The sequence below is a fragment of the Rhizobium sp. 05L419 genome (assembly GCF_056397845.1).
This window is the reverse complement of record NZ_JBFTOF010000009.1, coordinates 21,859-35,314: the sequence shown is the minus strand read 5'-3', so window position 1 is coordinate 35,314 and position 13,456 is coordinate 21,859. Positions and strand designations below refer to the sequence as shown.

Here is a 13,456-nt window from a genome sequence, read left to right as displayed (position 1 = left end):
AATGACTAAGTACGGGTAATTTTTTGTAGTGCCGCGGCCAAGCATCCGAAATCGAACGTTAATTTATTTAGGCCAAATTTAGCTATCTGCCGGATAACGTTCCCGGCATGTCATCAGTTGCGGGGGGCCTTCCTTTGAAAATTCGCGGTAAGATCAATCTACTCGTCTCTGCCATGTGCGGCGTCGCGCTGCTTATCGGTGCGACGGCACTGTGGGCAGTGCATCAATACGATCAGAATCTCTCGGCCTATGAGGATGCCGCAGAGCGCGCCTATGCCGGCGAGCGGCTGAACCGTTTCGTGACCGCCACGGTCATGGAGGCTCGCGGTATCTATGGTGCGCCATCGACGAAGGAAGCGGGGGCTTTTGCCAAGGGTCTGCTGACGGACCTCGACCAGATTGACAAGGTTATCGCCTCCTGGGCGCCACTGGTCCCGGCAGAGCAGAAAGACGCCTTTACCAAGTTGACCGATCGGGCCAAGGAATTCCGCGCCTTCCGCGCAGAGACCGCGCGTCTTGGCACCGAGGTTAATCCTCAGGCTGCCAACGAGCAGGGTAACAACGACGCCAACCGCGCAAACCGCAAGGCGTTCCAGGCCGAGATCGATGCGGTCGTCGCAACCGATAAGGCGACGCTCGACGCGGTCAACGCGCTTGTCGAGAGCTCGCGCGCTTCGATCCTCTGGCTGGTCCTCGGCATCACCGCGGTCGGTATTGCCGTTGGCGTTGGCATGGGCTTCTACATCGGCACCATCCAGCTCAGCCGCCCGATCAAAAAGGTCACCGACGCGATCAAGGAAGTCGCCGATGGCAACTTCGATGCCGACGTGCCCTTTGCCGGCCGCCAGGATGAAATCGGCGAAATGGCCGCCGCCGTCGCCATCTTCAAGGAAAATGGTCTGGCCGTGCGCCGCATGAATGCGCAGGAAGCCGCCATGCGCGCCAAGAGCGACGATCTCCAATCCAGCATGTCGGTTGTCGTTGCCGCTGCCGCCGCAGGCGATTTCAGTCGCCGGATCGACAAGGACTACGGCGACGAAAACCTCAACCAGTTCGCCGGCAACATCAATCACCTGCTGTCGAGCGTCGATGGCGGCGTCGGCGAAACCCGTCGCGTTATCGCGAGCCTTTCGGAAGGCGATCTGACCCAGACGATGCGCGGCAATTTCCAGGGCGCCTTCGCCGAGCTGCAGCAGAACGTCAACAGCACCTTCGCGACGCTTCAGACGACGATGCGCGAGGTTCGCGAAACCGCCGAAGGGTTCCACGGCAACACCAACGAGCTGCGTGCGGCAAGTGACGATCTCTCCAAGCGTACCGAGCAGCAGGCCGCCGCTCTTGAGGAGACCTCCGCAGCGCTCGACGAGATTACTGCCGTCGTCAACAACTCGACGGAACGCGCCCAGGAAGCCAGCGTCATGGTCTCCGAAGCCAAGGACGATGCCGGCAAGTCGGGTATCGTCGTCCGCAATGCCGTCGATGCCATGGGCCGCATCGAGCAGGCGTCGCGTGAGATCAGCCAGATCATCAACGTGATCGACGAGATCGCCTTCCAGACCAACCTGCTGGCGCTGAATGCGGGCGTCGAGGCAGCACGCGCCGGCGAAGCCGGCAAGGGCTTTGCGGTCGTTGCCCAGGAAGTGCGCGAGCTGGCCCAGCGTTCCGCAACCGCCGCCAAGGATATCAAGGGTCTCATCACCAAGTCCGGCGACGAAGTGCAGGTCGGCGTCAAGCTGGTCCAGGCGACCGGCGAAGCGCTCTCGCAGATCGAACGGCGCGTCAACGCGATCAACGACCACATCCATTCGATCGCCACAGCCGCCAAGGAACAGGCGACCGGCCTCAAGGAAGTCAACACCGCCGTCAACCAGATGGACCAGGTGACCCAGCAGAACGCCGCGATGGTGGAGGAAACCTCCGCCGCGACGCACAAGCTCTCCGGCGAAGCCGATGGCCTCGTGCGCCTTATCTCCCGCTTCAAGGTGTCGAACGCGCCGGCAGCGCCTGTTGCCGTCGCTCGCCATCAGGAGCATCGCGCCGTCGCCTCTCCGGCCCGCCGCGCCATGGGCACGGTGGCGCGCGCGTTCAACGGCAACGCCGCCGTTGCCGATCAGAGCTGGGAAGAGTTCTGATCCCTCTCCATCGGACGCTGAAAACGCCGCCTCCGGGCGGCGTTTTTCGTTGCGGCGACTTGCCTCTGCTCGCGGAGATTTGAAAGCGCACTTTTATGGTCTAGTATAGAGACTTGGCATGGCGCCCGGCGCCGAGCGGACAAGAGACGATGCAAGCCCAAGATCAAGGCGACAATGCTGCTGAAAACCCCATGCCGGCCGCCTCCAGGGCCGGCGCAGCCACGTGCAGCGGCTCGGGCAAGTTCAGTGGGCTCTCGGGCAAGCTTCTCTGGCTGACGGTCGTTTGCATCATGCTTGCCGAAGTGCTGATCTTTTTTCCATCGGTCGCCAGCATGCGCCTGCGCTGGCTGGACGAGAGATTGAACGCCGCCGCCGCCGCCGCGATCGTCATCGATGGGCTGCAGCCGGTCGAACTGCCGCGCGCCCTGCAGAAGGAAACGCTGGAGGCAACCGGCACCAAGGCGATCGTGCTGCGCAAGGACGGCACTTCGCGGCTGCTGGCAACTGCCGACATGCCGACCTCCGTTGACGAGCAGTACGACCTCACCGACGTGCCGGCGCACACCGCGATCCGCGACGCCCTCGACACCCTCATCTTCGGTGGCAACCGGATGATCCGTGTCTACGGCCCCGTGCAGGATACCAATACCGGCGTCGAAGTGGTGATGAAGGACAAGTATCTGCGCAATGCGATGCTCGTCTATTCGCGCAATGTGTTTCTGCTGTCGATCCTGATTTCGCTCTTCACCGCCACGCTCGTGTTCTTCGCCATCAACCGTATTCTGATCCGCCCGATCCGCAGGCTGACCGGCAGCATGCAGCAATTCTCCGGCGACCCCGAAAACCCGGACCACGTTTTCGTCGATGATGGCGGGCGCGATGAGCTCGCCGTTGCCGGGAGGCATCTGACCGCCATGCAGACGGAGCTCCAGAAAACGCTGAAGCAGCAGAAGAATCTTGCCGCCCTTGGTCTGGCCGTTTCCAAGATCAATCACGACATGAGAAACATCCTCGCCTCGGCGCAACTGATGTCGGACAGGCTTGTCGACGTCGACGACCCCTTGGTCAAGCGCTTCGCGCCGAAGCTTCTGCGTACGATCGACCGTGCCGTCGGCTATACGACGGAGGTGTTGTCCTACGGTCAGGCAAGCGAATCGGCGCCGCGCCGGCGCAGGCTGCAAGTTTCCGCACTGGTCGAGGACGTCAAGGACATGCTGGCTATCGACGCGCAAAGCGGTGTCGAGTTCGTCGAGCAGATCGGGCCCGAAATCGAGGTCGATGCCGACAACGAGCAGCTCTTCCGCGTTATCCACAATCTCTGCCGCAATGCGCTGCAGGCCCTGACGGCGACGACCGGGCCAGGCGATCCCGAAGGCGCCAAGCGCATCACCATATCTGCCCAGCGGGTGGGCAGCGTCGTCAGCATAACGGTCGACGACACAGGCCCCGGCATGCCTGAGAAGGCCAGGCAGAACCTCTTTGCCGCCTTCCGCGGCTCGGCGCGTTCGGGCGGCACGGGGCTGGGGCTGGCGATCGCGCGCGAGTTGGTGCTTGCCCACGGCGGAACGATCGCGCTTGTGGAAAAACCCTCTGTCGGGACGCAGTTTCGAATCGAAATTCCGGATCGCCCTGTTTCGCTGGACGACTACCGCAGCCGCAGCCACCTTGAAAAGTGATGTAGTTTCCGCAACTCGGCGGCTCCGGCATCAATCTCGCGATTTTTTCAGAAACCCTATTGCATTCCCCCAAAGGACCCTTTAGAGAACCGCCAACCAAGCGGTACAGCCGCTTCCGGTTACGCACCCGTAGCTCAGCTGGATAGAGCACCAGACTACGAATCTGGGGGTCGGGCGTTCGAATCGCTCCGGGTGCGCCATCATTTCCCACTAGATTAGCCCTCAGGGCAGCCACCTAAATTTGCTCGGTAGGCCGCGCTAATCCGCGTTCATGCCGCCTCTCCCGCGACAACGACAAGCAGTTGGCGTTCCCAAGGCCCACGATTACTGTTGAGTGGAAGTCCAGAGGAACCGGGCCGCGGGAACCGCAGCGGCCGTCGGCTGGAATCCCATACGCCTCCCCAAAGCACCAAATGCGTGCGTGAAAGGCGACGTCCGCAGGTGCGGCCGGCGTAGGAGCCATGGCGAAGATTGATCGCAGTGGCCCTTGGCTTCACGATCGCCCTATGCAATTCGCAGCGACGCAGCATGTGCGACCGCAAACAGGCGCTTGGTGGCCTGTTGCCACGATCCCGTCAGCAACGCTCGTAAATCGACCGGTTCAATCGCCGTACTGCACCGGCGTTAGCCTGGCGCAATGTTGCGCGGTGATGGTGGCGCCTCGCTGTCCGCTGGGCAGGCAACGTCGTGGCGCAGGGCCGGAGGGAATGCATGCTGAGTAAGATGGTTCGGGCGCTTGCACTCGGCGCGGGGCTCGCTGCGCTTGCCGGCTGCGTCGATCACGCCAACGCGCCCATCCTTGTCCCGGTTGCACTGACCGATCCGCCGCTCAATCCGCCGGGTATTGCCCACAATATCTGCACCGGGGACGGAAATTTCATGTACCGCGAAGCCCGCAAGCAATACGAGTTGCGGGCCCAGATGGCCCGATATCCGGTCGACGCCGCCAACGAGGAGGCGCAGGCGAGAGCGGCCGCCCGCCGCCAGTACGTGACCTGCATCTCCAGCCAGGGCTACCGGGCCATCTACGACCAGTAGGCGCTTTGCCGTCTGTTCCCATCACGCGCAATCGCCACTGATCACGAGTCTTGGATCTCGCGTGTGATCGTGGAACTTTGCAAGCTGAGACAGCATTTTCCTTCTGTAAATCCGGAAGGAAGGTCTATCATGAAAATGTTCAGCTTTGCTTCGACTACCTTGCCGCTCGGGGCTCTCGTCGCCCTTTCCTGCATCGTTCCAGCGCAGGCTGCGCCCGTGCAGCTCTCAACCTCCGCGAACATAGAAATGGTGCAGTACAAGCCTCATGCCGCCTTTTGGCATGGATATCAGGGGTCGCGCACCGAGCGCCCGGGAATGCGCCGTCACTCTGACGGCTACTGGTACCCGCTCGCAGCCTTTGGCATCGATACTGGCACCACCGGTTCGATCGGCGCGCGCCCGGCGACCGCAGTACCGATGCATAGGCAGACCTACTGCCAAAGCACGTTCGGCGGCACCAATGGCGACGGCAGTATGCCGTGCGACAACGGGTTCTGATCGCGCCGCCCTATCCGCGACGAGAGGCGGCTTCGGCCGCCTCTCTTGCGCCTGCGCGTTCACCCGCACGTTCAATTGCCGGGGACCGTCTCGTTGGCATGTCATGGTTGTGATCCACTTGATACGCATGAACAGCGGGGGTGGGCTAGGGGATTCCCTTCGAAGAGAATGATCGCGATGCTGCCGGTTGCGCCGGCCGAGACAGCGCCTGTGATCGCCGAGGTCGCGAGGCCTGATCCGCCGTCAGCTTTGCACCGTCGAGCAACTCCCGCCCGCCGCGTTGGCCCGCTATTGATGCGGGTGGCTATGCCGGGTGCCGGAGGGCGCCATCTTTCGAGCGAGGTCGACGAAGGCACGCAGCGCCGCCGGCACATGTCGGTGGCCGGAATAATAGAGACAAAGGCCGGGGAAGGGCGGTGTCCAGTCTTCGAGCACGCTGATGAGGCGCCCGGCGGCCAATGCGGCGGCGACGTTGCGCTCGGTCATATAGGCGAGCCCCGCGCCTTCCAGCACGGCCTCCAGCATCAGATCGCTGCTTTGCAGGGTCAGGGACCCCTTGACATCGAGGCGGATCTCCTCGCCATGCCGTTCGAATTCCCAGCGATAGACAGTTCCGCTCGGTAGCCGCAGACGCAGGCATGCGTGGTTCGCCAGATCGTGGGGCGAAGCAGGGATGCCGTGCCTATTGAAGTAATCGGACGAGCCGACGACAAGAAAGCGCTCTTCAGCCCGCAGCGGAATGGCGATCATGTCTTGCGGTACGGTCTCGATCAGCCTCACGCCGAGGTCGAACCCCTCGCTGACGATATCGACCAGCCGCCCGTCGACCGCAATGTCGACGTTGACCAGGGGATAGCGGCGCTGGAATTCGAGAACGATGGGGATGAGGAGGTTGCGGGCGCCGCCTTCGGAACTGTTGATCCTAAGGGTTCCGGACGGTGTCGTCTGAAATTCGCCTGCCTCTTCCATCGCTGCCGAGATGGTCTTCAGCGCGGGTCCGATCTTGTCTAGGAACCGCTCGCCCGCTTCCGTCAGCGAGACGCTGCGGGTCGTCCGGTTGAACAGGCGGACACCGAGCCGGCCTTCGAGCGACGCGACGGAGTGGCTCAGCGCCGACGCCGACATGCCGAGTTCCAGCGCCGCCGCGCGAAAGCTCCGGGCGGCGGCCACGGCGACGGCGGCATTGAGCTCCACGAGGCCCGTGATTTTCATTGTTCGAAATCCTGCATGATCGCATGCAGTAATATGTGGCTTATCGGTACAATTCCAGCCGCCTATCTACAGCCGGTGACCAATCTCCAAGACATGTGAGGCAGGCAATGAAGAAAACCGTTCTGATTTCGGGAACATCGTCCGGCATCGGCCAGGCATCGGCAAAACTGTTTCAGGCAAATGGCTGGAACGTTGTTGCCACCATGCGCGATCCGCAAAAGGCCGCCGAGCTGGACGGCATGCCGGATGTGCTGGTCACCAGGCTCGACGTGCAGGATCGGCAGAGCATTGCGCACGCCGTCGAGGCTGGTATCGAGAGGTTCGGGCGCATCGACCTTCTGGTGAACAATGCGGGCTACGGCCAGAACGGCATCTTCGAAGCGACGTCCCGCGAGAAGATACAGGAACAGTTCGACGTCAACGTGTTTGGCGTTATGGACGTCACCCGGGCGATCCTCCCGCACTTTCGCGCCGCCGAGGGCGGGGCAATCATCAACGTCAGTTCCGGGGCGGGCCTGTTCACGCTGCCGACCTTGTCGATCTACTGTGCGAGCAAGTTTGCGCTGGAAGGCTTCACGGAAGCCCTCTCGTACGAGATGCGGGCCCTGAACGTCAGCGTGAAATCGGTGATCCCGCATGGCGGGGTGAGCGCTACGAGCTTCCAGCAGCGCGCCGCCGCAACCTTCGCCGCCGACCCGGCACTCTCTGCCTATGACGCTTTCCTCGAGCGCTCGATGCAGGCCTTTGCGGGCATGGTGGCTGCAAGGATGATGAGTTCAGGCGAGGTCGCCGAGGTCATCTATCGCGCCGCAACCGATGGCAGCGACCGCTTGCGCTATCTCGTCGGCGACGATGCGCGTGGCTTCGTCAAAGCGCGGCATGGAATGGCCGATCAGGAGTATGTCGACTTCATGCGGGCGCATTTTGCCTGATTCCTTGATCGGTTGATCAAAATTGCTGCAAAATGAGGCTCCAATGAAAAATTTGAAAGCAGAGCTATGCGTAGAAAGCATTGCTGCATTGCGGTAATTTCCCTATTCCTGATCGAAACAATTGGCTATTAATGATCTCGAAGGCAGCGCACTCCTCCTCCCAGCGCTCCTTCGTCGGACTGGCAACACTCCTCCTCCCAGTTGCCAGTCAGGATCAAGAGCCCGGTGCACCTCCTCCCGCACCGGGCTTTTTTCTGTTCTGCCCCAATGTTCAGTTGTTGCCGAGCCGCGCCACGCCGGTCTCCCCGTTGTCTCTCGTCGAGATCCTCCGGGATTTGACTCCGTCGCAGCAGGCAGACTATTGGACGGTCATGGCGCAGTTGGACAAGACATGATCGATCGACCCTCTGCCGCGCGCAGGGCGTTTGCTGGCGTTTTGATTGCGGCGTTCATTCTGACCGGCTGCGGCGGGCGGCTTATCGGCGTGATGCAGCCTGCCGGCGTGGTTGCGCAGGGCGCGTCCCCTGGCACATCCAACGTCGGTCTGCTGGTCGCGACGACGCGCGCCCCTTCCAGCGATCCGGCGGTGCTGTTTTCCGGCGAACGCGGCACCGGCCTCACCGTCAACGCCGTCGACGTCTCCATTCCGCCGGACGCCAACCGCAAGGTCGGTCAGGTCCAGTGGCCGAGCCGCCTGCCGGCCGACCCCCAGAAGGACTTCGTGACCGTTGCCGTCGATCCCCTGCGGGATGAGCGTGCGGGCGAGCAGTGGCTCAGGACACACATGCCGAAGAGCCGCCGTGCTCTGATTTTCGTGCACGGTTTCAACAATCTCTACGAGGATGCGGTTTATCGCTTTGCGCAGATCGTCCACGATTCGCACGCCGATGTCGCCCCGGTTGTCTTCACCTGGCCATCCCGCGGCAGCATCTTCGACTACAATTACGACAAGGAAAGCACCAACTACTCGCGCGACGCGCTGGAGGAATTGCTGCGCCGCACCGCCGCCAATCCCGCGGTCGATGACATCACCATCATGGCTCACTCGATGGGCACGTGGCTGACCGTCGAAGCCTTACGCCAGATGGCGATCCGAAACGGCCACGTGGCGCCGAAGATCAACAACGTCATACTTGCATCTCCAGATCTCGATGTCGACGTCTTCAGCAGGCAGTTCGCGAGCCTGGGGAAGGATCGGCCACATTTCACCATCTTCGTGTCGCGCGACGACCGCGCCCTTGCATTGTCGCGGCGCATCTCCGGCAATGTCGATCGCCTCGGCCAGATCGACCCCTCTGTCGAACCTTATCGCAGCAAGCTGGAGGCCGCCGGCATCACGGTTCTCGACCTGACCAAGCTCAAAGGCGGCGATCGGCTGAACCACGGCAAGTTTGCCGAAAGCCCGGAGGTCGTGCGGCTGATCGGCGACCGTTTGGTCGCCGGACAGGCGATCACCGATTCTCAGGTCGGCATCGGCGAGGCCGTCGGCGCCGTCGCAATGGGAGCGGCGCAGACGGTCGGCAGTGCGGCCAGCGTCGCCGTCAGCACGCCGATTGCGATCTTCGACCCGCGCACAAGACGCAACTACGACGCCCAATTGAAGCGTCTCGGTCAGTCGGTCGAGAACACGGCGGGCTCGGTTGGCGACAGCGTCGGGGCGGGGCTGCCGAGCCAGTAAGATTCCGGTAGGCAACGACCGTCAATCTGATATATCAGAGTTCGAGATGGCGGGGGAGGCTCCGCCGCGATGGGCGATGATATGGTGGAAGAGAAGAAACAGACGGCCGCGGTTGTCGGCGCAGGCGTGGTCGGGGCGGCAATCGCCTTCGAACTTCAGCGCCGGGGCTTGCAGGTGACCCTGATCGACAAGGGGGAACCCGGGCGCGGCACCTCCTACGGCAACATGGCGAGCATCGCTCTCGATTTTGCCGCGGGCTCTGGCCCTACGACGTGGCGCAAGCTTCCCGGCTGGTTGTGCGATCCCGAAGGCCCTGTCTGGCTGCGTCCCACCTATGCCATCAAGATTCTGCCCTGGTTCCTGCGATTTATTGCTGCCGGCAGGCCGTCCCGGCTGCGCGAGATCGAGGATGCTGGCATGAGCCTCTCCCGCAACGCGCTTGCCGACTTTCGCACCATGCTGTCGGCGGTCGGCGCTCCGGAGCTGATGACCGAAGAAGGTTGCCTCGCAATCTATGAGACCGAGGCCGAATTCGCGGGCGACCGCGGCCATATCGACATGATGCGGCGTTACGGCTTCAACTTCGACGTGGTGAGCGGCGGCGACATTCGAGCACTGGAACCGGCGCTTGCGCCGTCGATCTCCAAGGCTGTGCTGCTGCCCGACAACAAGTCGATCCGCAATCCCTACGAGCTCGTCGTCAAGCTCGCCGATTGCGCTCGCGCACATGGCACGAGCTTCGTGTCGGGTGCTGTCCGCAACATCGAGAAAAGCGGCGATGGCACTGCGGTCGTGCTGCTCGACAATGGACAGCGCATCACCGCCGACAGCGTGATCCTCGCGGCCGGCGTGCATACCCGAGCCCTGGCCGAGAAGCTCGGGGAACCGATTCCGCTGGAGACCGAGCGTGGCTACCACACGCAGATCATGAAGCCCGGCGTATCTATGCGCTATTCGGTGATCTGGCCGCATCGCGCCTTTATGATCACGCCGACGGCCGGCGGGATCAGGGTTGGCGGCAACGTCGAGCTCGCAGGCCTTGACGCCGCGCCTGATTTCCGGCGTCCGCGCGTGCTTGTTCGCCATGCGCAGCGCGCCATACCCGGTTTGAAGGTCGAGGAGACGACGGAGTGGATGGGCCATCGCCCGGCGCTGCCTGATACGATCCCGATCATCTCGCCGTCGTCGAAAATGCAGAGTGTCTGGTATGCGACCGGCCACGGACATCTCGGCCTAACCTTTTCGGCGACGACAGCGCTGCTGATCGCCGATATGGTCACAGGCAAGAGACCTGCCGTCGATATGAAGCCCTTTCGCATCGACCGCTACTAGGAGGCCCCGCACGTGTCCTGTTTCGGAAGCGCGGAGTTCCTGCATGACGCGCAACATATGCCCGGAGTTAGTCGATGAGATGGAAACGCACGATCCAACTGCTGGATGTTCATGCCGAAGGTGAAATCGGAAAGGTCGCGATCGGCGGCGTTCCGAAGATTCCCGGCAATACGGTCGCAGAACAGCTGCACTGGTTGAACACCGATCCGAAAGGCCAGGAGCTGCGTCGCTTCCTTTGCCTGGAGCCGCGCGGCGCGCCGATCGGCTCCGTCAATCTTGTGCTTCCGCCGAAGCACCCGGATGCCGACGCGGCCTTCATCATCCTGCAGCCGGATCAGGCGCATGCGAGCTCAGGGTCGAATTCGATCTGCGTGACCACGGCCCTGCTGGAGGCAGGTATCGTCGAGATGCAGGAGCCTGAAACCATCGTCACGCTGGAAACCGCGGCCGGCCTGGTCAAGGCTACTGCAACCTGCCGCGACGGGCGCTGCGAGAAGGTGAAGCTCGCCATGGTCCCGTCCTTCGTGCACGAACTGGACGTCGAAATCGATACGCCGCAATGGGGAAAGATCAAGGCTGACCTTTGCTACGGCGGTATTTTCTACGCTCTGGTCGACGTCCGCCAGATCAACCTGACGATCGAGAAGGCGAATGCCGCCGCACTCGTCCAGGCCGGCATGATCCTGAAGGAACAGATCAATCGCAGCACCAAGGTCGCGCATCCCGAGATTCCGGCGATTTCGGGTGTGGCCTATGTCATGTTCCGCGACGTCGAAGCGGATGGGACCGTGCGAACCTGCACGACCATGTGGCCCGGCCGGGCAGATCGCTCGCCCTGCGGCACGGGCAATTCCGCCAATCTCGCGGCGCTGCATGCGCGTGGCAAGGCAAAGGTCGGCGACGTCTTCAAGTCGCGGTCGATCATCGATTCCGAATTCGAGGTCGGCCTGCTGGCGGAGACGACGGTCGCGGGACGGCCTGCTGTCGTTCCGACGATCACCGGTCGCGGCTTCACCTTCGGTCTCTCGCAGGTCGCACTCGATCCCTTCGACCCGCATCCCGGCGGCTTTGCCCTGACCGACGTCTGGGGTCCGTCCGCGGGTGAGATCTGAGGCTTAGTAGACGAACGGGTCGACCTCGCCCTTGGACTGGGCATGGTCGCCCGTCCGTGGGTAGATCACGCCCTTGCGCAAGATGATGTTGGCGTAGAGCCGCGGTTCGCTGGTCTGGATGAGGGCATGGGCGGCGCGCACGCGACCGTAGAAGTCCTGGCCGACGAGCGGCACCACCTGCCGATGCGGCTCGTGCCGGGCACAGCAGTCGATCATCTCTTCATGCACCGGGTCGAGCTTGTCCCGGTCTGCCTTCACCGTGGAGCGGAAGATCGCGTCCTGCACGAAATCGTCGATCGGCAGCACGCTGAGAACGGCATCGAGAACGGCTATGATGCCATGGCCGTCCAGCCGGATCAGCCGCCGCGCATGCTCGACGCCGGGATAGTTGCCGTCGACGATGGCAATTTCGTCGCCATGCCCCATACCGCGCAATGTCGAAAGCAGCTCCGGACTGAGCAGCGGGTTAAGTCCCTTCAGCATTCTCGACCTCCTTGAAGAGTACATTCTGATCGGTGAGGTAGCGTGCGAAGATCGGCAGGCTTGCGCCGCCAATGGCACGCGCTTGCGAGCCGACCGCCCCTTCGATAATGTCGGGCATGACCACGCCCTGAAGATCGAGCTTGTCGGCCTCGGCGATCGTCGCCTTGACCAGCCGTTCGCGCACCCAGTCAGGAAAGCCGCCGTCGATCACGGCTGCGCTGAAGTCGATGATGGAGGCGGCGGCAACGATGGCCTGCGCCAGTGCTTTGGCCGTGTCCTGTATCCATTCCTCGAGTGGCTCTCCGAAGTCGATCCACTCGTCGGCGGAATACCACAGCGGCTGCGGGTCGATCCCGCGCTCGCGCAGCATGTTCTCAAGAACGAAGATGGAGGCGACCTCCAGAAGCTGCAGGGTCTCGCCGTTCTTGCCGCGGACGGGAAGAGGACCTATTGCGCCAGCCGTTCCGGTGCGTCCGGAAAAGATGGCGGAGTTGAGTACGATGCCGCCGCCGATGAAGGAGCCGATGAAGAAATAGACGAAATCGGGATAGGACGGCCCGACCCCGAATACCAGTTCCGCGCCGCAAGCGCTGGTCGCATCGTTCTGCAGGAACACGGGGTAGGATACGCGCGCTGCCACCTCGGTCTGCAGATCGACATCGCGCCAGACGTCCATGGCCCCCTTTGGCGATCCGACCTCTTCCTCCCAGTTCCAGAGTTCGAAGGGCGCGGCGATCCCTATGCCCGCAATGCGGCTGCGCTGTTCGGCATCGAGGCGGCCTTCCAGTTCATTGATGCCTGACGTGATGAAATCGAGAAATTCCTCCGGCAGCGGATAGGCGTAGATTTGTCGCTTCTGCATGCGGATGCGGCCGACAAAGTCCATCAGGACGAGATCGGCACTGCGCCGGCCCATTTTCACGCCGAAGGAGTATACCGCATCGGGATTGAGCCGCATCGGGATCGATGGCTGGCCGACGCGCCCGCGCACCGGCTCTCCCCGCGAGAGCAGCCCCTCCTTCTCAAGAGCCCGCATGATGACCGAGACCGTCTGTGCAGAAAGGCCGGTACGGCGGGCGATATCCGCCCTCGACTGTGAATCGTAGAGGCGTACCAGCGACAGTACCAACCGTTCGTTGTAGGCGCGCACCCTGATCTGGTTTGCGCCACCCGCAGGACTGAGAATCGGCAGTTGGGCCGGCGCTTGAACCGGACCCGCTATGGACGACATTGGCCACTCCTCCCGTTTATCGGCCTATGCCCTATTTTCCATGAGCATGCCACAGCGAATTAATAATTCAATTGGATTTATTTATTGACAAGCCAAAATCTTTTGCTGTTAATTAGGGCTGTCAACGGCACG

At 62.4% G+C, this 13,456-nt stretch carries 11 protein-coding genes and 1 tRNA gene; 9 read left to right on the top strand and 3 right to left on the bottom strand.

Annotated elements, in window-relative coordinates:
• The first annotated feature begins 134 nt into the window (after nucleotides 1-134).
• From AC1DMK_RS13875 to AC1DMK_RS13855, 5 genes are all read left to right on the top strand, one after another.
• Complete coding sequence (locus AC1DMK_RS13875) at nucleotides 135-2,132, top strand: methyl-accepting chemotaxis protein (RefSeq protein WP_196246741.1); 1,998 nt, start codon at nucleotides 135-137, stop codon at nucleotides 2,130-2,132.
• Between the two features lie 149 nt (nucleotides 2,133-2,281).
• The gene (locus tag AC1DMK_RS13870) at nucleotides 2,282-3,808 is read left to right on the top strand and encodes a sensor histidine kinase (RefSeq protein WP_037060947.1); all 1,527 of its coding nucleotides are present in this window, start codon (nucleotides 2,282-2,284) and stop codon (nucleotides 3,806-3,808) included.
• Between the two features lie 123 nt (nucleotides 3,809-3,931).
• Nucleotides 3,932-4,008: transfer RNA gene (locus AC1DMK_RS13865), tRNA-Arg, on the top strand.
• 511 nt (nucleotides 4,009-4,519) lie between these two features.
• A complete protein-coding gene (locus AC1DMK_RS13860; RefSeq protein ID WP_477859721.1) occupies nucleotides 4,520-4,846 on the top strand; it encodes a hypothetical protein in 327 nt (108 codons plus the stop codon).
• A gap of 129 nt (nucleotides 4,847-4,975) precedes the next feature.
• Nucleotides 4,976-5,344 (top strand): hypothetical protein, encoded by a 369-nt coding sequence (locus AC1DMK_RS13855; RefSeq protein ID WP_037060599.1) that lies wholly within the window; start codon nucleotides 4,976-4,978, stop codon nucleotides 5,342-5,344.
• Between the two features lie 288 nt (nucleotides 5,345-5,632).
• Here AC1DMK_RS13855 and AC1DMK_RS13850 read toward each other — a convergent pair whose 3' ends face one another.
• Entirely contained in the window at nucleotides 5,633-6,556 is a 924-nt protein-coding gene (locus AC1DMK_RS13850) for a LysR family transcriptional regulator (protein WP_037060601.1), read from the bottom strand.
• 107 nt (nucleotides 6,557-6,663) lie between these two features.
• Between AC1DMK_RS13850 and AC1DMK_RS13845 the strand changes: the two genes are divergently transcribed.
• From AC1DMK_RS13845 to AC1DMK_RS13830, 4 genes are all read left to right on the top strand, one after another.
• Nucleotides 6,664-7,488: an SDR family oxidoreductase gene (locus AC1DMK_RS13845; RefSeq protein ID WP_477859718.1), complete on the top strand. Its 825-nt coding sequence runs from the start codon at nucleotides 6,664-6,666 to the stop codon at nucleotides 7,486-7,488.
• Nucleotides 7,489-7,879: 391 nt separating this feature from the next.
• Entirely contained in the window at nucleotides 7,880-9,166 is a 1,287-nt protein-coding gene (locus tag AC1DMK_RS13840) for an alpha/beta hydrolase (RefSeq protein WP_037060605.1), read from the top strand.
• An 81-nt stretch (nucleotides 9,167-9,247) separates the two neighbouring features.
• Nucleotides 9,248-10,498 (top strand): NAD(P)/FAD-dependent oxidoreductase, encoded by a 1,251-nt coding sequence (locus AC1DMK_RS13835; RefSeq protein ID WP_477859892.1) that lies wholly within the window; start codon nucleotides 9,248-9,250, stop codon nucleotides 10,496-10,498.
• Between the two features lie 74 nt (nucleotides 10,499-10,572).
• Nucleotides 10,573-11,610, top strand: coding sequence for a 4-hydroxyproline epimerase (locus tag AC1DMK_RS13830; protein WP_037060607.1), 1,038 nt, complete (start codon nucleotides 10,573-10,575; stop codon nucleotides 11,608-11,610).
• A gap of 3 nt (nucleotides 11,611-11,613) precedes the next feature.
• Here the strand turns inward: AC1DMK_RS13830 and AC1DMK_RS13825 are convergent, their stop codons facing one another.
• Both AC1DMK_RS13825 and AC1DMK_RS13820 read right to left on the bottom strand, forming a co-directional pair.
• Nucleotides 11,614-12,093: an RbsD/FucU domain-containing protein gene (locus AC1DMK_RS13825; protein ID WP_037060609.1), complete on the bottom strand. Its 480-nt coding sequence runs from the start codon at nucleotides 12,091-12,093 to the stop codon at nucleotides 11,614-11,616.
• Complete coding sequence (locus tag AC1DMK_RS13820) at nucleotides 12,077-13,324, bottom strand: ROK family transcriptional regulator (RefSeq protein WP_037060612.1); 1,248 nt, start codon at nucleotides 13,322-13,324, stop codon at nucleotides 12,077-12,079. The genes AC1DMK_RS13825 and AC1DMK_RS13820 overlap by 17 nt, the downstream gene beginning before the upstream one ends.
• Nucleotides 13,325-13,456: the final 132 nt, after the last annotated feature.

Excerpts from the sequence above, each read along its gene's own strand:
- AC1DMK_RS13825 (WP_037060609.1), bottom strand. The coding sequence starts at position 12,093 with ATGCTGAAGGGACTTAACCCGCTGCTCAGTCCGGAGCTGCTTTCGACA.
- AC1DMK_RS13840 (WP_037060605.1), top strand. The coding sequence starts at position 7,880 with ATGATCGATCGACCCTCTGCCGCGCGCAGGGCGTTTGCTGGCGTTTTG.
- AC1DMK_RS13830 (WP_037060607.1), top strand. The coding sequence starts at position 10,573 with ATGAGATGGAAACGCACGATCCAACTGCTGGATGTTCATGCCGAAGGT.
- AC1DMK_RS13860 (WP_477859721.1), top strand. The coding sequence starts at position 4,520 with ATGCTGAGTAAGATGGTTCGGGCGCTTGCACTCGGCGCGGGGCTCGCT.
- AC1DMK_RS13850 (WP_037060601.1), bottom strand. The coding sequence starts at position 6,556 with ATGAAAATCACGGGCCTCGTGGAGCTCAATGCCGCCGTCGCCGTGGCC.
- AC1DMK_RS13870 (WP_037060947.1), top strand. The coding sequence starts at position 2,282 with ATGCAAGCCCAAGATCAAGGCGACAATGCTGCTGAAAACCCCATGCCG.
- AC1DMK_RS13855 (WP_037060599.1), top strand. The coding sequence starts at position 4,976 with ATGAAAATGTTCAGCTTTGCTTCGACTACCTTGCCGCTCGGGGCTCTC.
- AC1DMK_RS13845 (WP_477859718.1), top strand. The coding sequence starts at position 6,664 with ATGAAGAAAACCGTTCTGATTTCGGGAACATCGTCCGGCATCGGCCAG.
- AC1DMK_RS13835 (WP_477859892.1), top strand. The coding sequence starts at position 9,248 with ATGGTGGAAGAGAAGAAACAGACGGCCGCGGTTGTCGGCGCAGGCGTG.
- AC1DMK_RS13820 (WP_037060612.1), bottom strand. The coding sequence starts at position 13,324 with ATGTCGTCCATAGCGGGTCCGGTTCAAGCGCCGGCCCAACTGCCGATT.